We start from the raw sequence: 23787 nt of genomic DNA, 5'->3' as shown, positions 1-23787 counted from the left end.
GGTCCATTCTACTCAAGATCGTCCTGGCCGCCACGGGGAGTCACCCACCGGATTTCCGACAATCAATCCGCTGGGGGCGATGGGCGACGATGATCAAACACAATGGACAGGTCTCGAACCCGACGAGGGCGAGGGACTCCCGGGTCGCTGTTCCGCGGCAAGCTGTCGCCGGCCGTGGTGATGATGACGACTGGCCGCTCCGGTACCCCCCGGGGTATGTTGGTGGTGGAGGTGGTGGAGCGATGAAGATGCGGCCGGAACTGACCGCTGACGCGCTGACCCGGCTGAAGCGGGCACGGGGGCAGTTGAACGCGGTGATCGAGATGATGGAGGACGGTAGGGACTGTCGGGAGGCGCTGACTCAGCTGGCCGCGGTGTCGAAGGCGCTCGACCGGGCCGGATACAAGATCATCGCCGCCGGCATGCGGCACTGCGGCACGTCACGGGAGCGTGGCGAACAGCCGGAGATAACCGAGGAAGAGCTGGAGAAGCTCTTCCTCGCGCTGGCCTGACCGCGGCGTTGCCGCCCGGGACCGCTGCGCCAGCTCGTTGTGCACTGGGAGAACTCTGTCCGAACCATACCCCCCCGGGTATGACTTCTTTGAGAATCTTGAGATGGGAGTGACGGAAATGACAATCGAGGTATCGGTGATTTCGACCTCCTCGCTGGGTGATCGCAGTTATCTGGCCACCGACGGTGACGTGGCGGTGGTGGTGGACCCACAGCGGGACATCGACCGGGTGCTGGCCCTGGCCGGCCGGTTGGCGGTGCGGATCAGCCACGTCGTCGAGACGCATCTGCACAACGACTACCTGACCGGCGGCCTCGAACTGGCCCGGATCACCGGGGCCGAATACCTGGTCGCCGCCGCGGACCAGGTCGCCTTCGAACGCCGGCCGGTCGGCGACGGCGACCTGGTGGCGATCTCGGACCGGATGCGGCTGCGCGCGATCGGCACCCCCGGACACACGTTCCACCACCTGTCATACGTGCTGGAGGAGAACGAGCCGGCGGAGGGCGAGCCGGCGGAGGGCGAGCCAGCGGAGGGCGGGCCAGCGGAGGGCGGGCCAGCCGGCGGCTGGGCGCCGGTCGGTGTCTTCACCGGCGGGTCCCTGCTCTTCGGCACCACCGGCCGCACCGACCTGCTCGGTGCACAGCATGCCCACCAGTTGGCCCAGCACCAGCACGCCTCCGCCCGGCGCCTCGCCGACCTGCTGCCGGACGGCACCCGGATCTGGCCCACCCACGGCTTCGGCAGCTTCTGCTCCGCCACCCAGGCCGACGCGACCGACTCGACCATCGGCCGCGAGCGGGAGGTGAACCCGGTGCTCCGGCTCAGCGCCGACCGGTTCGTCGAGGAGACGCTCGCCGGACTTGACGCATACCCCGCCTACTACGCCCACATGGGACCGGCGAACGCCGTCGGCCCGGCCCCGGTGGACCTCACCCCGGCCAACCGGGCGGACGCGGCCGAGCTGCGCCGCCGGATCACCGCCGGGCAGTGGCTGGTCGACCTGCGCAACCGCCGGGCGTACGCCGAATCGCACCTGGCCGGCACGGTCAGCCTGGGCCTCGACGGTCCGATGTCGACCTGGCTGGGTTGGCTCGCCGAGTGGGGGGCGCCGGTCACCCTGCTCGCCGAGACCCCGGAGCACATCGCCGAGGCACAGCGGGAACTCGTCCGGATCGGCATCGACCGGCCCGCCGCGGCGGCGGAGGGGCAACCGGACGACTGGGCGGTCGAATCCACCGACCTGCGAGAGCTGCCGGTGGCCGACTTCGCGGCCCTGGCCGCCGCCCGGTCGGATACCGACCGGCCCACCCACGAGACCGGCCCGCCCCCGCCCGACGTGCTCCTCGACGTGCGGCTGGGCAACGAATGGCGGGCCGGGCACCTCGCCGGAGCGGTGCACATTCCGTTGCCCGAGCTGCCCGGTCGACTGGCCGAACTGCCCGACGGCGTGGTCTGGGTGCACTGCGGGTCCGGCTACCGAGCCGCGATCGCCAGTTCCCTACTGGCCAATGCCGGCCGCCGGGTCGTGCTGATCGACGACCAGTTCGACAAGGCCGCGCCGGCCGGCATTCCGCTCGCCGCGGACGCCCCGGCCGAGGGCGGAACAGCATGAGCGGCCCGAACCAGCGACGGGCCATCGACGCCGCCGAGCTGCACACGCTGATCGCCGAGGACCGGTCACCTCGGTTGTTGGATGTCCGGACCCGGGCGGAATTCGAGACGGCCCACATTCCCGGCTCGTACCACGTTCCACTTGACCTGCTCCGGGAGCACCGCGCCGAGCTGCGGGCGCACCTCGACGAGGAGGTCCTCCTGATCTGCCGATCCGGCAACCGGGCCGAGCAGGCCGGACAGGCGTTGGCGGCGGCCGGTCTGCCGAACGTGAGGGTGCTGACCGGCGGGATGCTCGCCTGGGAACGGACCGGCGCAGCGGTGAACCGCGGCCGGGTCCGCTGGGAGCTGGAGCGTCAGGTGCGGCTGGTAGCCGGGTCGATCGTGCTGGCCAGCGTGCTCACCTCGACGGTGGTGCCCGGGCTGGAATGGGTGGCCGCCGGCATCGGCGCCGGGCTGGTGGGGGCCGCGGTCACCAACAGTTGTCTGCTCGGCAACCTGCTCGCCCGGTTGCCGTACAACCGGGGCCCGGACCGCGATCTGACCGAGGTGCTGGCCCAACTGCGGGCCGAACCGGGACCGGCGGCACGACCGTGACCAGCTTCGTCGTCACGGTCGTGCTCGCCGCCGGCATCGGCGCCAGCCTGGGCCTGCTCGGTGGCGGCGGGTCGATCCTCGCGGTTCCGCTGCTGGTCTACGTGACCGGGCTCCCGGCCCGGGTGGCGATCGCCACCTCGCTGCTGGTGGTCGGCGTGACCAGCGCCGTCGCGCTCTGGCCGCACGCCCGCGCCGGCCGGATCCGGTGGCGGACCGGCCTGGTCTTCGGATCGGCGGGCATGGTCGGGGCGTACGCCGGAGGTCGGCTGGCGGCGTACGTGCCGACCCTCCTGCTGATGACCGGGTTCGGGCTGATGATGCTGGCCACCGCCGTCGCGATGATCCGGGACCGGCCGGTGCCGGCGGGTGCCGGCGCCGGGGGCGGCCGGACGGCGCTGCGGATCGTCGTCGACGGACTCGTGGTCGGCCTGGTGACCGGCCTGGTCGGTGCCGGCGGCGGATTTCTCGTCGTGCCGGCCCTGGTGCTGCTCGGCGGGCTTGCCATGCCGGTGGCGGTCGGCACCTCGCTGCTCGTCATCGTGATGAAGTCGTTCGCCGGGCTCGCCGGCTACCTGGCCTCGGTCAGCATCGACTGGCGGCTCGCCGCCGCCGTCACGCTGGCCGCCGTCGCCGGCAGTCTCGCCGGGAGCAGGCTCACCGGCCGCCTCCCCGAGCCCCTGCTGCGCCGGATCTTCGGCGGATTCGTTCTTGTCATGGGCGGGTTCGTGCTCCTGAGTCAAGCCACAGCGTGAGTCGCGTTCCGACGGCTTTCCGACACCCGGCGTGTTCCCGAAATTCGGGCCGTCCGGCAGCCCGCCACCAGTGGCCACGCCGGCAGTTCTCGTTGGTACGGGCACCGGCCAGCGGAGCCACCGACGAGGACGGAGCGTGCCATGCCTGACCTACCGCCGGGCGCGATCGACACCATCGCCGAGATCGGGGGCATCGCCTCGTCCTACCATGACCCACTGCAGCGGGCGGAGGCACTGTTGACGGCCCTGCGCCGGTGTGTGCCCTTCGACGGCGGGGCCGTCACGGTGCTCGACACCGATCGGCAGCTGGCCGTCCCGCTGGCCAGCACCGGCTACCAGCAGTCGATCCTGGACTACCGGGGCACCCCGGCCTACCTGGCCGACCTGGAGCGGATCGGGCTGACCCGGCCGGGGCCGCCGCTGTCCCTGCGGGATCTGCCGGTCCCACCCGCCGAACTACCGATCTGGGCGGACTACCTGGAGCCGGCGGGCTTCCGCAACGGGTTGACGGCCGCCCTGTTCGCGCCGGACGGCCGGCACCTGGGAGTACTCAGTACGCACAGCGAGCGCGCCGACGACGCCGACGACCGGATGCGGTCGTTCCTCCGCCTGGTCAGCCCGGTTATCGCCAACGCCGTCGATCCGATACGCTCGGTCGCCGCCCACGCCCGGCTGGTCGCCGGCGCGGCGGCCGGCGTGGTGCTGACCCGGGCCGGCCACTGCCTTCCGCTGCCCGGGCTCGCCGGGGACCGGCGGCTGACCGAGGGCTCCGAAATCGTGCACACCAGCCGGGTGCTCGCCGCCGACAACACACACGTCTCCTTCGTCTGCCCGGAGGGCAGCCGGTACGTCCGGGTGACGGTGATCACCTGCCGGTCCGCCGCCGCGCCCCACCTGGACGCGGTGGTGCTGCTCTCGCCGGCTGGCGACCTGCGCGGCCTGACGCGTCGCGAACTGGGCATCCTCGGCCTGCTCGTGGAGGGCTGGCCGAATCGGCGGATCGCCGCCGCGCTGGTGGTCGCCGGCCGGACCGTCGACGCGCACGTGGCGCACATCCTGGCCAAACTCGGGGCCGGGTCCCGCACCCAGGCCGCGGTGCGGGCGCTGCGGCTCGGCCTGTACGTGCCGCGACCGCTGAACGGGGTCGCGCGCTGACGCCGGTCAGCCCTTCGGCCGGACCAGACCCACGTCGTACGCGAGGATGGTGGCCTGCACCCGGTCGCGTACCCCCAGCTTGGTGAGCAGGCCGTTGACGTGGGTCTTCACCGTGCCGGTGGCGACCTTGAGCCGCTCGCCGATCTCCTGGTTGGAGAGCCCACCGGCGATCAGCAGCAGCACCTCCCGCTCGCGCGCGGTGAGCGTGTCCACTTCAGACGGCCCGGCTGCCGGTGGCGGGGCGACGCCACCCGAGGCGAAGGCGTCGATCAGCCGGCGGGTGATCGCCGGGGCGAGCATCCCCTCCCCGCCGGCGACCACCCGGACGGCCGCGAGCAGGTCGTCCGGTTCGGCATCCTTGAGCAGGAAACCGGAGGCCCCGACCCGGAGCGCCTCGAAGACGTAGCGGTCCTGGTCGAACGTGGTGAGCACGAGCACCCGCGGCCCGTCGCCGTCGGCGGTGAGCAGCCCGGTGGCGGTCAACCCGTCCATGCCCGGCATCCGGATGTCCATCAACGCCACGTCGGGGCGTAGCCGCCGGGCCAGCTCGACGGCGGCCGCGCCGTCGCCGGCCTCGCCGACCACCGTCAGGTCCGGCTCGGCGTCGATGATGGCCGCGAAGCCGGCCCGGACCACCGGCTGGTCGTCGACGACGATGACGCGTACGGGCATGGGGGTCAGCCTCTCCTAGGGTTCGGTGGGGGCATCCCGCAGGTCCCCGAGCAGGCCGCGCATGCCGGTCAACGCGGCCCGGGCGGACTCCGCGACCTCGTCGATCCGGGCCTGGTCGGCGGCCTCGACGAGCCGGCCGGCGTCGTGCAGCACCGCCGCGCGCAGCCCGGCGGCGACCCGGTCCCGCTCGGCGTGCGCCTCGGCGACCACCCGGGCGGTCGCCTCGGCGAGGGCGGACCGCTCGCGGTCGCGTACCCGATCGTGCCGGCGCCGGACCGCGTAGCCGATGCCCCACGCCACCGCGACCGGCCCGGCCGCCAGCATCCCGATCACGGTCGCGATGAAGAGCCCGGCGAGCAGCACGCTGAACACCACGGTGGGCAGCGGCTGGCCGGCCACCGACTCGTGCAGGCGCGGATCCACCGCCAACGGGGCGGCGGCGATCAGCCCGAGCGCCGCCGCCGAGACCGGGATCACCAGCCAGCTCAGCCCCCGCCGGCGGCCGTAGACGGCCACCGCGTACACCGCCGCCAGCTCCGCCACCGCCCCGAAGGCGAGCGTGACCAGCCCGTCCTCGGGCAACAGCCGGTAGCCGAACACCGGCGTCCAGGACGCCGCGGCGGCGAGGACGCCGGCCAGGGCCAGCCAGGGCGCCCGGCGTCGCCACAGCAGTGGCAGCGCGTGGCCGGTCAGCAGTAGCAGGGTCAGGACGAGATCGGCGCCGTCCATTCCGGCCGGCAGCCCCGGCTCCTCCTCGTTGAGCAGCAGCATGCTGGCCGGCAACGTCAGGCAGCCGATCAGCACGACCAGATCCATCGGCCGCAGCCAGCGGCGCATCCGGTGCGCCCCGACGCCGGCCGCGCCGGTCGCGCTCGTCGGCAGGCTGGCCCGGGTCGGCAGGCTGGCTCGGACCCGCCAGCCGCCGCCCGGCTCGGGGCCCGCCTCGAACGAGCCGCCGAGTTCGGCCGCCCGCTCGGCCGCCCCGGCCAGCCCGCGGCCGGAACCGAGCCGGAAACCCTCCCGGCCGGTGTCGGCTTCGGCCCCGGCGCCGTATCCTGCGTCGGTCCCGGCCACGGTGTTGTCAACGGCCGGTCGGGTCGGGCCGCCGTCGCGGACGTCGACCTCAACCGCCCCGTCCCGCTCGACGATGCCGACCCGGACTCCGGCGCCGGGTGCGTAGCGCAGCGAGTTGGTGAGCGCCTCCCGGACGATCGCGTAGGCGGCCTCGGCGACCGGCTCGACGAGCGGCTCGGCCGGGGGCAGGTCCAGCTCCACGACGACCGGCTGGCCGAGCCGGCCGAAACCGGCGGCGAGCTCCCCGATCCGGTCGGGCAGCGGCGGCCCCACCTCCCGTTCGTCCTGCCGCAGCACCGCGACGAGCTGGCGCAGGGCGGCCAGCGTCTCCCGGCCGGTCCGGGCGGCGAAGGCGAGCGCGTCGGCGGCCAGTTCCGGCCGGCTGGCGGCCAGCCGGCGGGCGGCGCTGACCGTGACCACGATCGCGGTCAACTGGTGGGCGCTGGTGTCGTGCAGCTCCCGGGCCAGCCGGTGGCGTTCGGCGACCGCCGCCTGCCGGCGTCGGGTCTCCGCCTCGGCGAGCTGGTCGGCCGCCGCCCGGCGGGCCAGCCGCCACCGCTGCCGCCCCTGGCCGAGCGCGATCGCCACCAGGTAGGAGACCATCCCGAGGCCCTGGAGGTAGGCGTATTCGAGGTCCACGCCGAACAGGTGGGCGTTGGCCAGGGCCAGCCAGCCGGCGGCGGCCGCGGCGGCGCCGACGGTGGTGCGGACCGGCCGGTGGGCGCCGACCGAATAGAGCGCGATCAGGTCGACGGTCGCGACGACCACCAGGCTGTCCAGCGGGGTGGCCAGCTGCCCGAGGGTCAACCCCACGAGCGCGCCGGCCAGGACGGCGACCGGCGCCCGCCGCCGGGCGACCAGGGCGGCGCCGATCAGGACGGTGGCGGCCAGCCCCACCGCCGCCTCGGTCGGGTCGACCGGTTCGCCGCGCCAGAGCGGCAGCCCCGGCCAGTAGCCGAGCTGAGCCGCGACCAGCAGCGCGGGCAGCACCCAGTCCGACCACGACCGCCGGGGGGCGGGCGGGTCGGCGGTGTGACCGGCGGCGGGCTCCATGACGGGTACGACGATAGAGCGCCGCCCGCCGCCGACCACAACCATCGGTATAGCCGAGGATCGGGCCGGCGGCCGACGTCTTCGCCGCCGACCCCGGCGACCATTTGTGGCATGACCGCTTCTGCAGCCATCGACCCCCCTCGCCCGGCAGGTAACACTGTGGACATTGCGCCCCGGCCCGGACTGATCCACCCCGCCGAACCGGGCACGCCGTACCACCGACTCGGCCGCACCGCCGGGCACCGCTGGTGGCAGCCGCTGGTCGGCACCGCCGTCGTGCTGGGCGGCGCCGTAACCGCGATCGTCGCCCTGCTCTCCGGCTCCGTGGTGGTCGCCTTCGCCACCGGCACGCGGACCTGGGTGGACGGGCTGCCCACCGCCAGCCCGCTCGTCGAGCTGGCTGTCACGTTGGCCTCGCTGGGTCTGATCACCCCGTTCGTGCTGGCCGCCGCCCGGGGTGTGCAGGCCCGGCCGGCGGGCACCGTGTCGTCGGTGCTGGGGCGGCTGCGCTGGGGGTGGCTCGGCCGGTGCCTGCTGCTGGCCGTGCCGACGGTCGGGCTGATGATCGCCGGGATCGCCGCCCTGCTGGTCGCGACCGGTGAACCGCTGGACGACGGCCTCTCGGTCTGGGTGGGGCTGGGGCCGTTCCTGGCCAGCGCGGCGCTGCTGCTGGTGCTGGTGCCGTTCCAGGCCGCCGCCGAGGAGTACGTCTGCCGGGGCTGGCTGCTGCAGGCGGTCGGCTCCTTCCTGCGTACGCCGTGGTTGCCGATCGCCGTCCAGGCGGTCGTCTTCGGGGCGGCGCACGGTTGGGGCACCTGGTGGGGCTTTGCCGACCTGGTCGTCTTCGGCGTGGTGCTGGGCTGGCTGACCATCCGGACCGGCGGGCTGGAGGCCGCGATCGCCCTACACGTGGTCAACAACCTGGTGGCGATGGGTCTGGCGGCGGCGTTCGGTGCCCTGGACAGTACGGAGACGGCCGCCGACGCCCCCTGGCAGATGTTCGTGGTGGACGTTCCGGTGTTCGTCGGTTTCGCGCTGGTGGTGAGTTGGCTGGCCCGCCGGCGCCGGATCGACGCGGTAAGCCCCGATCCGAAAATGATTCGGTAAAAGTAATTCGGTGCCCGCGGGTGTTGCCTCTCTCCGAATGTTCTTCGCGGTTTACCTAGCACGAATAGTGGATGGCGAGGGTCGGGGAAATGGTCGAGACTGGCCACCGTGGATACCCCGACCGCTGTCGCCACGCTCCTGCTCGGCATGGTCTTTGGCCTGGTGGCCGGTATCGCATTCGCGATCGCCCGACGTGCCTGGACGGACTACGGAAAGGCCAAGGCCGCCCTGCCCGGAATGCGGAAAACCGCCTGGCTGCTGACCCGTGTCGCGACCACCCGGATCGGCATCGTCGTCCTGGTCTGTGTCGCCGCCGTGGCCTATGCCGCCGTCGACGGACAGCGGTGAGAAAAGGGTCAACCGGGCGGCCGCCCGGCAAGCAGGCCCTGCCGGCGTACCGACCAGAGCGGCTCCGCCGCCCCGCCGGACCGCCGCAGGATGTGGTTGGCGGCCTCGATGCCGGTGATCGCGGACCGCTCCATCAGCGCGCTGGGCAGGTCGCTGTGGACACCGTCGCCGGCCAGCAGCAGACCGTCCGCGTCGGTGGCGACCGCCGGCCGGTCCCGGTGCGCGCCCGGCCGGAACGACGGCGCCTGCGCCTCCACCCGGGCCCGCGAGTCCCGCACCGCCAGCCCGGCCACCTCCGGCCAGAGCTCGGCCAACTCGGCCCGCATCCGCTCGGCCAGGACGGTGGCGGGCACGTCCGGCTCACAGGCGTACGCGTGCAGTTCGACCACCGCGCCGCCGGTGTCGCCGGCCCACCGCCGGGCCGCCCGCTCCAGCCGGTGGTAGAGCGTCACCGAGTCCAGCGTGGGTTGCCGGGACACTCCGCTGAACACCGGCCGGCGCCGGTCCACGTCCCCGGCCAGCCAGTACCGGGCCACCGCGTACGGCGCACCGGCGCCGAAGCCGGCCGCCCGCCGGGCCAGCTCCGGCGCCGCCCCGGCCAGCTCGGGCGAGGTGGCCAACAGTCCGGTCAGCGCCGGCGGGTCGACCGCCATCACCAGGTACCGCGCCTCGTACCCGGCGCCGGAGGCGGTCGCGACCCGCCAGCCGCCCCCCGCGCGCGGCATGATCCGGACCGCCGCCTCCCCGGTGACCACCTCGGCCCCGCGCGCGCCCAGATAGCCGGCCAACGGCCCCCAGATCGCCGTGTCGTAGTCCGCGTCCGGCGCGTCGAACGCCAGCCCCTCCGGGTTGCCGAGCAGATAGAAGTGGAAGTTCGCCACCATCTCGGCGGCCGACATCTCCCGCTCGTGGTTGAAGAACGAGTGGGAGAAGACCTCGAAGAGCATGGCCCGGGCCCGGTCCGGCAGCCGCAGCGAGTCCAGCAACTCCTCGGCGGTGGTGCCGTCCAGCTCGGCGTAGGTCCGCTCGGGATGGTAGGCCAGCAGCGGCAACGCCGCCTTGCCGTCCATCCCGCGCAGGTCCCGCAACCGCAGGCTGCGGCTGCGGGCGATCAGCGCCAGCAGGTTCACCGGCGGGGCCGGCGGCAGCCGGCCGAACTCCTCCGCCGGCCACCGTGCCGAGATCACCGGGTAGCCCGGCACCGACCGCAGGAAGCCCAGCTCGGGGTCGATCCGGCGCAGGATGTTGCGCCAGTTGTAGTACTGCCGGAAGAACGCGTGGAAGCCGTGGTCGACCGGCTGGACGCTGCCGCCGGCGATCGTCTCCGGCCAGGTCGCGAGCCGGCCACCCAGTGACGGGCGGGCCTCCAGCACGGTGACCCGGACGCCGCGTTCGGCGAGCACCACCGCCGTCGACACCCCGGCGATCCCGCCGCCGACCACCAGCGCGTCGACCGAGCCGGGCACCCGGGCCGCACCACCGCCGCCCGGGTCGGCCTGAATCCGGCGTACGCCGATCAGCGCGCCCACCCCACGAGACAGCCGCATCCAGACCCCTCCATCCGATGGTGGGGTCCAGTCTGCCGGTCGGGTCAGCCCGGCGCCGGCCCCGGCGCGCGGTCCGAGGTGGGCCAGACATACGGCAGGTCCGGCAGGTCACCGAAGAGTGGGCGGTAGTGGTCCGGATCCTTACGCAGCAGCGCCGCCCGGTGACTCAGGTGCAGGTCGGGGCGGCCGAGCCAGGGCGGCAGCTCACCGGCGGCGGCGAGCGCGGCCTGGTCGCGTACCTGGGAGAGACCGCGACCGGCGACGAGGTCGGCGCGCAGGGTCGCGGCGCAGGTGTCGGCGCGGTCGCCGGCCGTCCACCGGGCGCAGATGTCCAGTCCGTAGCGGACCAGCGCCTCCTCGTACCCGATCCACATCTTCACCGCCGGGTGGTGCCGCCAGCCGTACCCCGGACGGGTCAGACCGCGCAGCACCTGCACCGCCTCGACCCGCTGCTTGCCGAGCCGCAGCGGGTCCAGCGTCGCGGCGGTCCGGATGAAATCCGGGTACGGCAGGAAGGTCTGCATGTCAGGCACTACCCGCCGCCGTCGCCGGCATGCCGGCGGACCGCACGTAGTGATCAGGATGGCTACCATCGCGGGCGTGGCGGAGCTCTGGCGCGATCGGGCCCGGCGGGTGGTCGAGACCCGACTGCGCGACGGGCTGCGCACCAACGGCGACGTCAACCGCCCGCACTACCTGGTCTGCGGCCAGGACGCGCTCGTCTTCCACCTGGTGAACGAGCTGTTGGCGGCCGATCCGCAGATCCGGGTGACGGTGATCGTGCCGTACCGGCGGCGGCCCGACGGCCCGGACGTCCGGGCGTTGCGCGGGGTACGCGTGGTCAAGGCCGACCGGCTGGACGAGGAGACCTTCCGGACGGCCGGGGTGGCCGGTGCGGCCGGGCTGGCCCTGCTGCACCAGGACGACGTGGGCAACATCCACGCCGCGCTCTGCGCCCAGGCGGTGGCGCCGGATGTCCGGCTGGTGATCCGGATGTTCAACACCGAGCTGGGCAACGGGGTGCAGCGGCTCTTCGCCGACTGCGCGGTGCTGTCGGACGCGTCGATGGCGGCGCCCGCGTTCGTGGCGGCGGCGCTGGGCGAGGTGGCGCCGACGTACTTCCGGCTCGGCGGCCGGACCTTCTATGTGGCCCGGCGGTCGGAGATCCGGCCCGAGCACCTGGTCTGCGGGTTGGCCGACACCAGCGACCCGAACCGGCCGCTGCTGCTGCCGGCCGACCAGTCCACCGCGGATCTGGTGCTGGCCGAGGCGGCCGGCCAGCAGCCCGGCACCGAGCGGGCCGCCCGCCGGCTGGTCCGGGCCCGCCGCCGGCGCCAGCCGATCCGCACCCTGGGGCGGGCGGCGCGGTCGTTCGCCACCCGCAAGATCGGCATCGCCACCCTGGTGGTGCTCGCCGTGGTGCTGCTCTTCGGGTTCCTGCTGGCGCCGACTGAGCACGTCAACCTGTGGGATTCGATCTACGTCACGCTGATCACCACGGTCAGCGGCGCCGACCCGGAGACCGAGAAGTCGTCGATCGCGCAGATGATGCAGGTGGTGCTGACGCTTGCCGGACTGGCGCTGATTCCGCTGATCACCGCCGCGGTGGTGGACGGCATGGTGAACGCCCGGTTGGCGCTGGAGTCGGGCCGGCTGCAGGTCGACCGCGAGGGGCACGTCGTCGTGGTGGGCCTCGGCAACGTCGGGACCAGGGTGATGGGGCAACTCACCGACCTCGGCATCGAGGTGGTGGCGATCGACAAGGACCCGGCCGCCCGGGGTGCCCGGCTGGCGAACCGGCTGAACGTGCCGATGATCGTCGGCGACGCGGCCCGGGAGGAGATCCTGGCCGCCGCCTCGGTCGGCACCTGCCAGGCGCTGGTGGTGGTCTCCACCGACGACGTGACGAACCTGCAGGCGGCGCTGAACGGCCGGGCGGCCAAGCCGGACCTGCGGGTGGTGCTGCGCCTCTTCGACGGCGACCTCGCCGAGCGCATCCAGCAGGCGTTCAACATCGACATCTCGCGCAGCGTGTCGTACCTGGCGGCACCGTCGTTCGCGGCGGCCCTGCTGAACCGGGCGGTGATCGCCACCATTCCGGTCGACCGGCACGCGCTGCTGGTGGCCGAGGTGCCGGTGGCGGCCGGCTCGGCCCTGGTGGGCCAGCAGCTCGGCGAGATCAGCCGGCCGGCGGGGGTCGAGGTGATCGGGCTGACCCGGGCCGGCCGCACCCGGGTCGAGTGGTCGCCGCCGGACCGCAAGGCGGTGCGGGCCGGGGATCGGCTGACGGTGGTGGTCCGCCGCGCCAACCTCGGCCGCCTGCTCCGCGAGGGGACCCCGCAACCCCCGGCGGCGCCGGTGTCTCCCGTGACTGCGGCGGCCTCCGAGTCCCCGGCGTCCACAGATCAGCCGCCGGGCCGACCGTCTCAGCGTCCGTCAGCGGTACGCCCCCCTCGTCCCCGGCCTCAGCCGGAGCAGCCGCATCCTCCACCTGAATCGGACACGCCGGCCTGATCAGCCAGCGGCGGTGGGCCGGGCCGTGTACCGCCTAAGGACGGGCGACCGGATGGACCTGCACCAGACGCTCCAGCCCTTGGAAGTCGTCCGGCTTTGTGGTGTAGAGGGGCACTCCGTTCACGAGCGCCACCGAAGCGATCATCAGATCGGCGATGCGTCGTCGAGGCTTTCGACCCGATGCCAGCACGGCTGCGGAGACCATCCCGTACGCACGGGCTGCGTCGGCGTCGAATGGAAGTGGATCGAACGTGGACTCCGCGTGTTGGAGAACCGCCATCCGTCGCGCACGTTCGGCCGGCTCGTCGGTGTGATGTGGCCCGGCGGAGAGCTCAGCGAGAGTTACGGCGGATATCACCATCTCGTCCGGGAGGTCGACCGGGTCGAGTGCCGCAAGGTGGATGACGATGTTCGTATCGATCAGGCCCCGGGTGCGCCGTTCACCCGGCACGGTCGAATGGATCCTGGTCCAGCGCCTCGTCGAGGTCGCGGCGGAAGCGTTCCGGGTCGAGGGCCGGGGCCGTGGCGAATGCCGCCAGCACCTCCTCACGCGGCACGAATGTGCGGCGGCGTAGCGGGATCAGCCTGCCGACAGGCGTGCCGTTACGGGTGATCGTGAACGATTCGCCCCGTTCAACCCCACGCATGATCGCTCCGGAATCATTGCGTAGTTCGCGCTGGGTGATCTCCCGAGGAGCAGGTTCAGCCATACCGCGAGTCTAGCCGCATGTGCTACAGCGTGCTACGGCGTTGGTTACGGGCTGGTCAGGCCGGTGACTGCTTCGGTGCAGGTGATCGTGGTGCCGGTGGCGGCTCTGCTGAGCAGGTGGTAGAGCGTTTCGCGTTCGGTGGGGTCGAGGGCGGCGAGCACTTCGTTCTCGGCGGCGGCGAGGGCGCATTCGGCCTCGACGAGCCGCTTGGCGCCGGTTTCGGTCAGCTCGACGACGTGCCGGCGGCGGTCCTGGGGTGAGCGGCGCCGCTCGACAAGTTTGTCGGCCTCCAGTTCGTTGAGCAGGCCGACGATGTTCGTGCTGTCCATCGCCAGAGTGCTGGCCAGCGCCTGCTGGCTGGTCCCGCCCTCGGCGCGCAGCACGGTGAGCGCGACCAGGTGCCGGGGGCGCAGGCCGAGCGGCGCGAGCACCGACTCCGACCGGAGGCGCATCCGCCGGGCCAGGTGGTCGAGCAGCGCGCCGGAGCGGTGCTCCGAGGTGGCGACCGGCTCGACAGACATGTGACCGAGTCTACCCACCACCGCGTACGACTAGCGTGGTATTAATGATTGGTCCAGCACCAACGATCTGTGAGGGATCAGCCATGCCTAGCCTGTTGCACATCGACTCGAGCATCCAGGGGGAGCGCTCGGTCAGCCGCAAGCTCACCGCCCGCGCCGCCGAAGCGTGGCGGGCCGCCCACCCCGACGGCACGGTGACCTACCGCGACCTGGGCGCCGAGCCCCTGCCGCACCTCGACGGCTCGGGCGTCGCGGCCTGGGCGACCCCCGGGGAGCAGCAAACCCCGGCGCAGCGCGCCGCCTGGTCGTTGACCGAGCAACTGGTCGAGGAGGTCAAGCGGGCCGACACCGTCCTGCTCGGGCTCCCGCTCTACAACTACGGCGCACCCAGCAGCGTGAAAGCCTGGGTCGACCACCTGACCGTCCCCGGGCTGGCCTACGACCCCGCGACCCGGGCGGGACTGCTCGGTGACCGCGAGTTCATCGTGCTGGCCAGCCGGGGCGGCGGCTACCTCGGCGACAGCCCGCGCGCCGGCTGGGACCACGCCGAACCCTGGCTGCCGCACGGCCTGTCCCTGACCGGCCTGCAGCCGCGATTCATCACCGCCGAGCTGACCCTGGCCCCGGTCACCCCGGCGATGGCCGAGTTGATCCCCCTGGCGCAGGCGAGCCTGGCGGCGGCCGAACGCGCCATCGACGACCTCTGGGCGCCGGCCATGGTCCGCTGACCCGGTCCCCCTGACCCCGGCGCTCAAGGCGCCGCTCACGGCACAGGGATGTGGAACCCGGGACCGGCCGGGTCGAGGCGGACCCAGCAGTCGGCCGGATCACCGCAGACGCGGCAGGTGCCGTCCGCCGCCGGATCGTGCGCCTTCGCCAATTCGTACGAGTTGATCAGAATGTCGACGGCGGTGTACGGGATCCGCTCCTGCGGCTCCCGGATCCAGCCGACGAACCGGTTGTGCAGCCAGCCGGCGGGAATGTGGCGCAGATCCGCGGCGGCGACGACGAAATACTGTCCGAGATAAAGACCGAGCGAGTACGGGCTGCCGTGGAACTCGGCACGTAGTTCGCGGCGTCGGGTGGGGCAGGGCCACTCGGCGCCGCAGCCGGCGCAGGCCCAGCCCGGCGTCGTCGGGTTGTGCCCGGTCACCGCGCCTCCTCCGGGGAGGGCCAGTGTGCGCGGCTGATCGGGGGGCGGTGCCGGACGCGACACGGCAGTGTGGAGCCGCAGACGCACCGGCCCCGGCACCATAGTGGCCGGTGTCGTCGGGCCAGCGTCATCGCGGTCGCGGCCAGGTACTCGTCGTACGAGATCGTTTTTCGCATCCGACCTCCCTCGGTTATTCTTCTGCCCCTACGATCTGCTCCTGTTCGGCCTTGCGCAATCAATCCGTGCCCACTAATTTGAAGTCATTCCAGCACCACAGGAATGCCAAACGGAATTGTTTCTCCGGGCGGTGCCGAATGTTGCAGGAGGGAATGGCGGGATGTTGCATGTTCGATGAAACACAGGGCTCGACGGTGCCGCGCCGGCAGCTCGGCCGGCTGCTCACCCAGCTCCGCGAGGACGCGGCGGTCACCCTGGAGGCGATGGCCCAGACGCTTGACTGCTCCCGGCAGAAGCTGTGGCGCATCGAGAAGGGGCTGGTCCCGGTCCGGCAGGTCGACGCCCGGGTGATGTGCGACCGCTACCGCGCCTCGCCCGAGACGACCGGCATTGTGCTCGGGCTGGCCAAGGAGTCCAAGGCCAAGGGCTGGTGGCACTCCTACGGCGACGCGGTGCCGTCCTGGTTCTCGCTCTACGTCGGCCTGGAGTCCACCGCCTCCGAGCTGCGCCACTACAACAGCGAGCTGATTCCCGGCCTGCTGCAGACCCGCGAGTACACCACCGAGATGATCCGCCGCAAGTCACCCGGGCTGCCCGAGGCCGACCGGGAGAAGCTGGTGGCCGTCCGGCTGCACCGGCAGGACATCCTGGTCCGCCGCCTGCCAGCCGCGCCGCTGCTCAAGTTCGTGCTCAGCGAGGCGGTGCTGCGCCGTCCCATCCCCAGCCGGCTCGAGATGGCCGACCAGTTGCGGCACCTGATCGCGGTGGCGGCCCTGCCGAACGTCTCGATCCGGATTCTGCCGTTCAGCGCCGGCCCACCACTGGCCGCCGATAGCGGGACGTTCGTCATCCTGGACTTCCCGCCGGCCTTCGGCCGCCGGGTCACCGAACCGACCACCGTCTACATCGAGAACATCACCGGCGCGCTCTACCTCGACAAGCAGGCCGAGGTCGCCGCGTACGCGCACGTCTGGTCCGACCTTGAGGCCCGCGCTCTGGATGAGAGAGAATCGATCGAGCTGATCACCGCGATCCTGGGAGAGTGCTATGGCTGACCTGACCGGTGCGACCTGGCGCAAGTCGACCCGCAGCGGCGGCGGTGGCGGGGACTGCGTGGAGGTCGCAGGCAACCTGCCCGGCCTGGTCGGCGTCCGGGACAGCAAGGCCCCCACCGACCCGGCCCTCACCTTCACCCCCGCAGCCTGGACCACTTTCGTCACCGGCCTTAAGGTCGGGCCGGGCGGCCGGTAGGCCGCCGGCTCGGCGGCTCATACCGGCCGGGTCTACGCCGCCGGGCGGGACGGTCACCGCCAGAGTCGGTCAGGCCGGCCGGGTCTACGCCGAGTCGGTCAGGCCGGTAGGGCGGAGACCGCCGCGCCGAGCACGGCCTGCTCGTCGGGGCGGTGCACCAGCTCGTCGGCGAGGAACGACTGCACCGCCGGAGCCAGCCCGACGTCCCGACCCGCCTGCTCGGAGAGCAGCCACCGGTGCTCGATGATCTGCACGAACAGCTCCGACGGCTCCAGCTTGCCGCGCAGGTGCGCCGGCACCGCCCGGACCACCGGCTCGAACACCTCGGTCAGCCAGCGGTGGGCGGCCTGCTGCTCGTCGGGCAGGTCGCTCTCCGCCCGGTAGGTGTCCAGGTCGTTCAGCAGCCGGCGGGCCTGGTTCTCCTCGGCGTCCAGGCCGGTGAGCCGCAGCAGCCGGCGGGTGTGGTAGCCGGCGTCGACCACCTTCGGCCGGACCAGGTAGCGCCCGTCGTCCACAAGGGACATCGCCACCTCGGCCACGTCGAAGCCCAGCTCGTTGAGGCGCCGGATCCGGCCCTCGATGTCGTGCCGGGCCTCCCGCTCGATCTGCTGCTCGTAGGTGATCTCGTGCCAGAGCCCCTCGTACCGGCGGACCACCTCCTCGCAGACCAGCTCCGGGTCGATCGAGTCGTGCAGCAGCCCGGCCGCCTCTAGGTCCAGCGCCTCACCGAAGATGTTGACCCGGGCGATCTCCAGGTCCTCGCGCCGCTGGCCGTTGGAGAGCTGCCGGTGCAGCGCCCCGGTCTCGGCGTCCACCAGGTACGCCGCGAACGCGCCCGCGTCCCGCCGGAACAGCGTGTTCGACAGCGAGCAGTCGCCCCAGAAGAAGCCGGTCAGGTGCATCCGGACGATCAACGCGGCCAGTGCGTCCAGCAGCCGGGTCATCGTCTCCGGCCGCAGCGTGTGCGAGAAGAGCGCCCGGTACGGCAGCGAGAACTGCAGATGCCGGGTGATCAGCACCGGGTCCAGCGGCTCGCCGTCCGGGGCGTGCCGGTCGGCCACGATCGCCACCGCCTCCACCGCCGGAAAGTCGATCCGCTCCAGGGCGCGCAGCAGGTCGTACTCGCGTTCGGCGACCCGTTCGCCGGTCTCCTTGACCGCGTACACCGTGCCGGCCAGCCGGACGAAGCGGACGACGTGCCGGGAGATGCCCTGCGGCAGCGCCACCAGGTGGTCGGCCGGCCACTGCTCCAGCGGCGTCGACCAGGGCAGGTCGAGCAGCGCCGGATCAACAAGGGCCGAGGTGATACGCACGGCCCCAAGCATGACGCCTCGGCCCCGCCCGGCGCCTCCCATCGTGGCTCGACACACACGTCACGCTTGGTCCGATGCTCGCGCGGTCAGCAGCTCGCGCGGTCCGACGTCGGGCCGGTCCGATGCCAGCCCGGTGGGGTGGCGTCCGGTGGTTGACCGGGCGGTCGACCGGTTGTGGGCCGGTACCGTGGGCGGGTGCGCGAGACGACGACGGTGGCCCGGTCGCGGGTGCGGTTGCGGCAGGTGCGGCCGGCCGGCTGGTGGTTCGACGGGCTGTTGCTGGTGGGCGCGGTCGCGCTGACCGGGGCGCTCGCCGCCGGCTGGCTGCTCGACCTGGACCTGGCGATCCGGGACTGGTGCGACGCGCACCGGCCGCCGGCCGCCTACTGGACGGCGCGGGTGTTCAACTTCCTCGGCCAGGGTGGCTGGCTGCTCACCCCGCTGGCCGGGGTGCTGGCGATCGCGGTCGGCTGGCGGACCAGATCCGTCCGGCCGCTGCTGGTGGTGGCCGCCGCGTTCCTGTTGACCGGGTTCACGATCGGGCCGATGAAGCTGCTGCTGGACCGGGGCTTTCCTCGCAACGAGGAGCTGGCGCATCCGGAGGAGCTGTTCAGCGACCCGGCCGGCGGGATGGCGTACCCGTCGGGTCACGTCGCCAACGCGATCGTCTGGTACGGCGTGATCGCGCTGCTGCTCGCCGCGCTGCTGCGCGCGTACGGCCGGCCGGCCGCGCCGCCCGGCCTCTACCGGGCGATCCGGGTGCTGCCCCCGGCGATCGTCTTCTGCACCACTACCTACCTGAGCTTCCACTGGGTCACCGACTCGGTCGCCGGCCTGCTGCTCGGCCTGCTGCTGGACCGGTTGCTGTTCCGGGTCCCCTGGGACGACCTCCCGCTGCCATCCCTGCCGGCCGGCCTGGACCGCCCTGCCGACCTGGATCGCACCGCCAGTGGGACCAAAACTTTGCCGACGGGCTAAGTATGTGCCATGCTTTGCCGCATGGCTAAGTATTCGGAGGCGTTGGACGACGTCTTCATCGCGCTCGCGGACCCGACCAGGCGGGAGGTGGTCCGCCGGCTGGGCGGCGGCCCGGTGAGCGTCGGTGAGCTGGCACGTCCGTTCCCGATCACCCTGCCGTCGTTCATGAAGCACGTGCGGACCCTGGAATCGAGCGGGCTGATCCAGACGGTGAAGACCGGGCGGGTGCGCACCTGCGCGCTGAACCGGGACCGGCTCGCGTTGCTGGACGACTGGCTCGCCGAGCAGCGGCGCATCTGGGAAGCCCGCACCGACCGACTCGAAAACCTCGTCACCCGACCGGAGGAAACCCCGTGACCGCTCCCGAGATAAACCCCGACTACGACCTCTCGCTGCAACGCCTGATCCGCGCCCCGCGACGGGATCTCTGGCGGGCCTGGACCGACCCCGCGCTGCTGGCCCGCTGGTGGGTCCCCGCGCCGACACTCGCCCGGGTCGACCTGCTCGACGTCCGGCCGGGCGGCGGGTTCGTCACCCGGATGAGCGAGGACGGCCGGGAGTTCGTCCCGCACACCGACTCGGTGTTCCTCGTCGTCGAGGAGGAACGCCGGCTGGTCTTCACCAACGCGGTCACCAGTCAGTGGCGGCCGGTGGGGCCGCAACCGGTGGCCATGACGGCGGAGATCGTGCTCGGCGAGCACCCGGACGGCACCGACTACCGGGCGATCGTCCGGCACGGCGACCCGGACGGCCGGGCCCGCCACGAGAAGCTCGGCTTCTTCGACGGCTGGGGCTCGGTCACCGAGGCGCTCGCCACCCTGGTCGAGAAGGGAGCCGCCCGATGAGGATCGCCATGACCCAGTTCGTCACCCTGGACGGGGTCAGCCAGGGCCCCGGCTCCGCCGAGGAGGACGCCACCGACGGCTTTCAGCGGGGCGGCTGGTTCGTGCCGCACCTGGACGAGACATTTGTGCGGCAGGCGTCGGACTGGCTCGACCTCGCCGACGGGCTGCTGCTGGGCCGCCGGACCTACCAGGCGTTCGCGCGCGACTGGCCGCAGATCACCGACCCCGACGACCCGTTCACCGAGCGGATGAACGGTCTGCCGAAGTACGTGGTGAGCAACACGCTCGCGGCGGGCTCATGGCACCCGACCACCGTACTGCGCGGTGATCCCGTCGAAGCGGTCGGAGCGTTGCGGGCGCGACCCGGGCGGGAGGTGCAGATCCACGGCAGCGCCCGGCTAGCGTCCGCACTGCTGGCCGCCGGGCTTGTCGACACGCTGCGCCTGGCCGTCGCGCCCGCCGTCATCGGGCAGGGGCGACGGCTGCTCGCCCACCCGGACACCGACGTCGCGCTCCGGCTCGTCAAGCACGAAGCCACCCCGTCGGGCCTTCTCCTCCTCGAATACGAGACCGCCGGGTCGGCGCCGCGCGCCGAGTACGCGGGCGTCTGACCAGCGCCGGGGCCGGCCCCGGCCCGGCGTCGAGTTCCGGCGCCGAGGTCGGGGTCGAGGTCCTGCGCCGAGGTCGAGGTCGAGGTCGGGTGAGCGCGCGGCCGGTCAGCTCACCCAGGCGCCGGCGCGCATCACCCGGACGACCTCCAGGTTGTCGTCGAGGACGACCAGGTCGGCCCGCCAGCCCGGCATCAGCGCGCCGACCCGGGCGCCCAGGCCGATCACGTTCGCGGGGGTACCGGAGGCCATCCGGCTGGCGTCCGGCACCGACACCCCGGCCTCGACGGCCCGGCGCAGCGCGGCGTCCATGGTCAGGGTGCTACCGGCGATCGCACCCGGCTCGCCACCCGCGCCGGCCAGCCGGGCGACCCGGTCGGCCACCACGACGGTCTGGCCGCCGAGTTCGTACTCGCCGTCGGCCATCCCGGCGGCGGCCATCGCGTCGGTGATCAGGGCGGCCCGGTCCGGCCCGGTGACCGAGGTGGCGAAGGTGAGCGTCCCCGGGTGCAGGTGCACCCCGTCGGCAACCAGCTCGCAGACCACCTTCGGCGAGTTCAGCAGCGCGAAGACCGGCCCCGGCTCGCGGTGGTGGGGCGACGGCATGCCGTTGAACAGGTGGGTGCCGACGGTCGCGCCGGCCTCGATCGCGGCCAGGGTCTGGTCGTAGGTGGCGTCGGTGTGGCCGATCGCCGCGATCACCCCGCGCGACACCAGCAGCCGGATCGCGTCCAGCGCACCGGGCAGTTCCGGGGCGATGGTGACCATCCGGACCGTGCCGGCGCCCAACTCCAGCAGCTCGCCCAGCTCGTCGAGGGACGGCGCCCGTAGGTGCTCGGGGTTCTGGGCGCCGCAGCGGGCGGCCGACAGGTACGGCCCCTCGTAGTGGACGCCGCCCAGGATTCCCTTCTCGACCAGCGGGGCGAACCCGGCGGTGGCCTTGCGCATCAGCTCGAACGGGGAGCTGACCAGGCTGGCCAGCAGGGTGGTGGTGCCGTGCGCCAGGTGGAACTCGGCGGCGCCGCGGGCGGACTCGGCATCACCGGTGGTGAAGGTGTGCCCGCCGCCGCCGTGGGTGTGCAGGTCGACGAAGCCCGGCACGATCCAGTGGCCGTCCCGGATGGTGGGGTACTCGGCCACCGCGGTGATCCGGTCGCCGTCGGTCTCCACACACCCCTGGCGGATCACGCCGGTCGGGGTTACCACCTTGCCGCTGACGCGTACCGTCACGGTGCCTCCAGGGTGTCGAGGGCGAGAAGTGCGGCGCCGAGACGGCCGGCTTCGTCGCCGAGCGCCGCGGGCACCAACCGCGGTTCACGGTGAAAGGTAAGCCGCTGGCGCAGCGCCGCGTGCAGCGGGTCGAGCAGATGGGCGCCGGCCTCGGCGAGTCCGCCGCCGAGCACGATGGTCTCCGTGTCGTAGAGGGCCTGCCCGATCAGCAGCCCGTCGGCGAGAGCCTCCACGGTCTCCCGCCACACCCGCGCCGCCACCTCGTCACCGGGTCCGCCACGGGCGGCCCGGGCGGCCACGTCGGCGGCGGTGGCCGGCTCGCCGGTCAGTTCCGTGTAGCGGCGCCCGACGGCAGCGGCCGAGGCGACCGCCTCCAGGCAGCCGCGCTGACCGCAGCCGCAGACCGGCCCGTCCGGGCGTACCACGATGTGGCCGATCTCCCCGGCGGCGCCATGGGCGCCGGCGAAGGCCGCGCCGGCCACCACATGGGCGGCGGCGATTCCGGTGCCGATCGCGACGAAGAGGACGTGCCGGCTGCCGCGCGCGGCGCCGAGCCGCGCCTCCGCCAGACCACCCGCGCGTACGTCGTGGCCGAGCGCCGTCGGCAGTCCGAGCCGCGTCCCGACCAGCTCCCGCAGGGGTACGTCGCGGAAGCCGAGGTTGGCCGACCAGACGGCGGTGCCGGTGGCCTCGTCGACGACCCCGGGTACCGCGACGCCGACCGCCACTGGCGTCAGGCCGTCGGCCCGGGCGCGCCCGGCCAGCCCGTCGGCGACCGCGCCGATGGTGGCGACCACCGCGTCCGGTCCCCGGTCGGCGCCGGTGGGATGGCGTTCGGTGTACCGGCTGGTGCCGTCCGTGCCGACGAGCCCGCTCTTGATGCTGGTGCCGCCGACATCCAGCGCCACCACCACCTGTCGCTCATCGGCCGGGCTTGTCATGTCAGCACCACGGACCGGGTGAGATTGCGGGGCTCGTCCGGGTCCAGCCCGCGCCCGGCGGCGAGGGCGACCGCGAAGCGCTGCGCCAGGATCAGGTCGGCCAGCGGGTCGAGGGCGGGGCGGCCGGCGGTCCAGCGGCCGAGCACCCCGTACGCGCCGTTGGTGCGGCTGTGCACGAACGCCGCGCCGGTGTTGGAGACCTCCTCGGCGAGCCGGTCGGGCAGGTCGCCGAACGCCCAGACCATCCGGCCGGGGGCGGCGATGGCGATCGGGCCGTGCCGGTAGTCCATCGCGGGGTACGCCTCGGCCCAGAAGCCGGCCGCTTCGCGGCACTTGAGGGCGGCCTCCTGGGCCAGCCCGACGGTCCAGCCCTGGCCGAGGAAGGTGACCTGTTCGATCGTGCCGGGCGGGACCGGCAGCGGCGCCCGGACGGCCACCTCGGCGTCGGCGGCCAGCGCGGACACGTCGGTGCCGAGGTGGGCGCGGAGCAGTGCCAGCGTGCTGGTGGCGAACCGGGTCTGCACCACCGACCGCTCGTCGGCGAACGGCAGCGCGATCACCGCGTGCCCGGCCAGTTCGGCGGCGGGCCGGGCGGCCGGTGAGTCGGGGTCGCCGACGATGACGGTGGTGGCGGTCGCGGTGGCGGTGCTCGACGCGGTGCCGGTCGGGGTCGCCCGTGTGGCGCGCAGCGCCGCGAGCAGGTCCAGCACCTCGGTGGTGGTGCCGGATCGGGTGATCGCGACGAGCCGGTCGTAGCGGCGCCGGGGTGGGAACTCGGACGCCTGGAAGGCATCGGTCTCGCCCTGTCCGGCGGCTTCCCGCAGCCCGGCGTAGGCCATCGCCATGAACCAGGAGGTGCCGCAGCCGACCACGGCCACCCGCTCGCCGGGTCGGGGCAGGGCGTCGACCACCGCCCCGGTGCCGGCGAGGGCGGCGGCGCTGCGCCAGCAGTCGGGTTGGCTGATGATCTCGTCGTCGACGTACCCCATCGGTCGCTCCTCGCGGCTGCTCAAATCGGTGCGATCTGAGGGTCTTTCGCGCGTCATTCTGCTTGAAATCTCGGGCTTCCGGCAACTGTGCGCAAGATCGCGCAGGTCGAACGCTTTGCGCAGCCC

Annotated in this window: 27 protein-coding genes and 1 pseudogene; 15 read left to right on the top strand and 13 right to left on the bottom strand. The window is 73.1% G+C overall.

Annotated features, from left to right (window positions below; genetic code table 11):
• The first annotated feature begins 242 nt into the window (after positions 1 to 242).
• From O7627_RS31200 to O7627_RS31180, 5 genes and pseudogenes are all read left to right on the top strand, one after another.
• A complete protein-coding gene (locus O7627_RS31200; RefSeq protein ID WP_278097030.1) occupies positions 243 to 512 on the top strand; it encodes a metal-sensitive transcriptional regulator in 270 nt (89 codons plus the stop codon).
• Positions 513 to 630: 118 nt separating this feature from the next.
• Positions 631 to 2127 carry an MBL fold metallo-hydrolase gene (locus O7627_RS31195; protein ID WP_278097029.1) on the top strand — a complete coding sequence of 499 codons (1497 nt, stop codon included), beginning with the start codon at positions 631 to 633 and terminating at the stop codon, positions 2125 to 2127.
• Positions 2124 to 2723 (top strand): rhodanese-like domain-containing protein, encoded by a 600-nt coding sequence (locus O7627_RS31190; RefSeq protein WP_278097028.1) that lies wholly within the window; start codon positions 2124 to 2126, stop codon positions 2721 to 2723. The genes O7627_RS31195 and O7627_RS31190 overlap by 4 nt, the downstream gene beginning before the upstream one ends.
• Positions 2720 to 3463, top strand: a pseudogene (locus O7627_RS31185) (sulfite exporter TauE/SafE family protein); the annotation flags it as partial. The gene O7627_RS31190 and the pseudogene O7627_RS31185, both read left to right, overlap by 4 nt.
• Before the next feature lie 153 nt (positions 3464 to 3616).
• Positions 3617 to 4630, top strand: a complete 1014-nt coding sequence (locus tag O7627_RS31180; protein ID WP_278097027.1) for a helix-turn-helix transcriptional regulator — start codon at positions 3617 to 3619, stop codon at positions 4628 to 4630.
• Between the two features lie 6 nt (positions 4631 to 4636).
• Here the strand turns inward: O7627_RS31180 and O7627_RS31175 are convergent, their stop codons facing one another.
• Positions 4637 to 5302 carry a response regulator transcription factor gene (locus tag O7627_RS31175; RefSeq protein ID WP_278097026.1) on the bottom strand — a complete coding sequence of 222 codons (666 nt, stop codon included), beginning with the start codon at positions 5300 to 5302 and terminating at the stop codon, positions 4637 to 4639.
• A gap of 15 nt (positions 5303 to 5317) precedes the next feature.
• A complete protein-coding gene (locus O7627_RS31170; RefSeq protein ID WP_278097025.1) occupies positions 5318 to 7429 on the bottom strand; it encodes a histidine kinase in 2112 nt (703 codons plus the stop codon).
• Between the two features lie 159 nt (positions 7430 to 7588).
• Between O7627_RS31170 and O7627_RS31165 the strand changes: the two genes are divergently transcribed.
• Positions 7589 to 8536, top strand: a complete 948-nt coding sequence (locus O7627_RS31165) for a type II CAAX endopeptidase family protein (RefSeq protein WP_278097024.1) — start codon at positions 7589 to 7591, stop codon at positions 8534 to 8536.
• 108 nt (positions 8537 to 8644) lie between these two features.
• Complete coding sequence (locus O7627_RS31160; protein ID WP_278097023.1) at positions 8645 to 8884, top strand: hypothetical protein; 240 nt, start codon at positions 8645 to 8647, stop codon at positions 8882 to 8884.
• A gap of 8 nt (positions 8885 to 8892) precedes the next feature.
• On the opposite strand, the gene O7627_RS31155 is transcribed toward O7627_RS31160, so the two are convergent.
• Positions 8893 to 10431, bottom strand: coding sequence for an FAD-dependent oxidoreductase (locus O7627_RS31155; RefSeq protein ID WP_278097022.1), 1539 nt, complete (start codon positions 10429 to 10431; stop codon positions 8893 to 8895).
• 44 nt (positions 10432 to 10475) lie between these two features.
• On the bottom strand, positions 10476 to 10955 hold the full coding sequence (locus O7627_RS31150) for an MSMEG_6728 family protein (protein ID WP_278098499.1): 480 nt from the start codon (positions 10953 to 10955) through the stop codon (positions 10476 to 10478).
• Between the two features lie 109 nt (positions 10956 to 11064).
• Between O7627_RS31150 and O7627_RS31145 the strand changes: the two genes are divergently transcribed.
• The gene (locus O7627_RS31145) at positions 11065 to 12945 is read left to right on the top strand and encodes an NAD-binding protein (RefSeq protein ID WP_278098498.1); all 1881 of its coding nucleotides are present in this window, start codon (positions 11065 to 11067) and stop codon (positions 12943 to 12945) included.
• Between the two features lie 34 nt (positions 12946 to 12979).
• Here the strand turns inward: O7627_RS31145 and O7627_RS31140 are convergent, their stop codons facing one another.
• From O7627_RS31140 to O7627_RS31130, 3 genes are read right to left on the bottom strand one after another with little or no spacing between them, the layout of a single operon-like run.
• Entirely contained in the window at positions 12980 to 13396 is a 417-nt protein-coding gene (locus O7627_RS31140; RefSeq protein WP_278097021.1) for a type II toxin-antitoxin system VapC family toxin, read from the bottom strand.
• Positions 13386 to 13655 (bottom strand): type II toxin-antitoxin system prevent-host-death family antitoxin, encoded by a 270-nt coding sequence (locus tag O7627_RS31135; protein WP_278097020.1) that lies wholly within the window; start codon positions 13653 to 13655, stop codon positions 13386 to 13388. Before O7627_RS31135 ends, O7627_RS31140 begins: the two co-directional genes overlap by 11 nt.
• A gap of 44 nt (positions 13656 to 13699) precedes the next feature.
• Complete coding sequence (locus O7627_RS31130) at positions 13700 to 14176, bottom strand: MarR family winged helix-turn-helix transcriptional regulator (protein ID WP_278097019.1); 477 nt, start codon at positions 14174 to 14176, stop codon at positions 13700 to 13702.
• An 83-nt stretch (positions 14177 to 14259) separates the two neighbouring features.
• Between O7627_RS31130 and O7627_RS31125 the strand changes: the two genes are divergently transcribed.
• Entirely contained in the window at positions 14260 to 14904 is a 645-nt protein-coding gene (locus tag O7627_RS31125) for an NAD(P)H-dependent oxidoreductase (protein ID WP_278097018.1), read from the top strand.
• 35 nt (positions 14905 to 14939) lie between these two features.
• Here the strand turns inward: O7627_RS31125 and O7627_RS31120 are convergent, their stop codons facing one another.
• Together O7627_RS31120 and O7627_RS31115 are read right to left on the bottom strand one after the other, a co-directional pair.
• The gene (locus tag O7627_RS31120; protein WP_278097017.1) at positions 14940 to 15329 is read right to left on the bottom strand and encodes a hypothetical protein; all 390 of its coding nucleotides are present in this window, start codon (positions 15327 to 15329) and stop codon (positions 14940 to 14942) included.
• Positions 15326 to 15505, bottom strand: a complete 180-nt coding sequence (locus O7627_RS31115) for a hypothetical protein (RefSeq protein WP_278097016.1) — start codon at positions 15503 to 15505, stop codon at positions 15326 to 15328. Before O7627_RS31115 ends, O7627_RS31120 begins: the two co-directional genes overlap by 4 nt.
• A 168-nt stretch (positions 15506 to 15673) precedes the next feature.
• Here O7627_RS31115 and O7627_RS31110 point away from each other — a divergent pair, with 168 nt between their 5' ends.
• Both O7627_RS31110 and O7627_RS31105 read left to right on the top strand, forming a co-directional pair.
• Complete coding sequence (locus O7627_RS31110; protein ID WP_278097015.1) at positions 15674 to 16561, top strand: helix-turn-helix transcriptional regulator; 888 nt, start codon at positions 15674 to 15676, stop codon at positions 16559 to 16561.
• Positions 16554 to 16757: a DUF397 domain-containing protein gene (locus tag O7627_RS31105; RefSeq protein WP_278097014.1), complete on the top strand. Its 204-nt coding sequence runs from the start codon at positions 16554 to 16556 to the stop codon at positions 16755 to 16757. The genes O7627_RS31110 and O7627_RS31105 overlap by 8 nt, the downstream gene beginning before the upstream one ends.
• A 98-nt stretch (positions 16758 to 16855) precedes the next feature.
• On the opposite strand, the gene O7627_RS31100 is transcribed toward O7627_RS31105, so the two are convergent.
• Entirely contained in the window at positions 16856 to 18082 is a 1227-nt protein-coding gene (locus O7627_RS31100; protein WP_278097013.1) for a DUF4032 domain-containing protein, read from the bottom strand.
• Positions 18083 to 18265: 183 nt separating this feature from the next.
• Between O7627_RS31100 and O7627_RS31095 the strand changes: the two genes are divergently transcribed.
• From O7627_RS31095 to O7627_RS31080, 4 genes are read left to right on the top strand one after another with little or no spacing between them, the layout of a single operon-like run.
• Positions 18266 to 19048 (top strand): phosphatase PAP2 family protein, encoded by a 783-nt coding sequence (locus O7627_RS31095; RefSeq protein ID WP_278097012.1) that lies wholly within the window; start codon positions 18266 to 18268, stop codon positions 19046 to 19048.
• A gap of 21 nt (positions 19049 to 19069) precedes the next feature.
• The gene (locus O7627_RS31090) at positions 19070 to 19405 is read left to right on the top strand and encodes a metalloregulator ArsR/SmtB family transcription factor (RefSeq protein WP_278097011.1); all 336 of its coding nucleotides are present in this window, start codon (positions 19070 to 19072) and stop codon (positions 19403 to 19405) included.
• A complete protein-coding gene (locus O7627_RS31085; protein ID WP_278097010.1) occupies positions 19402 to 19893 on the top strand; it encodes an SRPBCC domain-containing protein in 492 nt (163 codons plus the stop codon). Before O7627_RS31090 ends, O7627_RS31085 begins: the two co-directional genes overlap by 4 nt.
• Complete coding sequence (locus O7627_RS31080) at positions 19890 to 20504, top strand: dihydrofolate reductase family protein (protein WP_278097009.1); 615 nt, start codon at positions 19890 to 19892, stop codon at positions 20502 to 20504. Before O7627_RS31085 ends, O7627_RS31080 begins: the two co-directional genes overlap by 4 nt.
• Before the next feature lie 105 nt (positions 20505 to 20609).
• On the opposite strand, the gene nagA is transcribed toward O7627_RS31080, so the two are convergent.
• Genes nagA through O7627_RS31065 form a run of 3 tightly spaced genes read right to left on the bottom strand, consistent with a single transcriptional unit; the run spans position 20610 to position 23661 of the window.
• A complete protein-coding gene (gene nagA / locus O7627_RS31075; RefSeq protein WP_278097008.1) occupies positions 20610 to 21731 on the bottom strand; it encodes an N-acetylglucosamine-6-phosphate deacetylase in 1122 nt (373 codons plus the stop codon).
• Positions 21728 to 22672: an ROK family protein gene (locus O7627_RS31070; protein WP_278097007.1), complete on the bottom strand. Its 945-nt coding sequence runs from the start codon at positions 22670 to 22672 to the stop codon at positions 21728 to 21730. Before O7627_RS31070 ends, nagA begins: the two co-directional genes overlap by 4 nt.
• Complete coding sequence (locus tag O7627_RS31065; RefSeq protein WP_278097006.1) at positions 22669 to 23661, bottom strand: sugar isomerase; 993 nt, start codon at positions 23659 to 23661, stop codon at positions 22669 to 22671. Before O7627_RS31065 ends, O7627_RS31070 begins: the two co-directional genes overlap by 4 nt.
• Positions 23662 to 23787 lie beyond the last annotated feature (126 nt).

The organism is Solwaraspora sp. WMMD1047 (assembly GCF_029626155.1).
GTDB lineage: Bacteria > Actinomycetota > Actinomycetes > Mycobacteriales > Micromonosporaceae > WMMD1047.
Note: the sequence above shows the minus strand (reverse complement) of the source record. Positions and strands in the feature narration are given on the sequence as shown.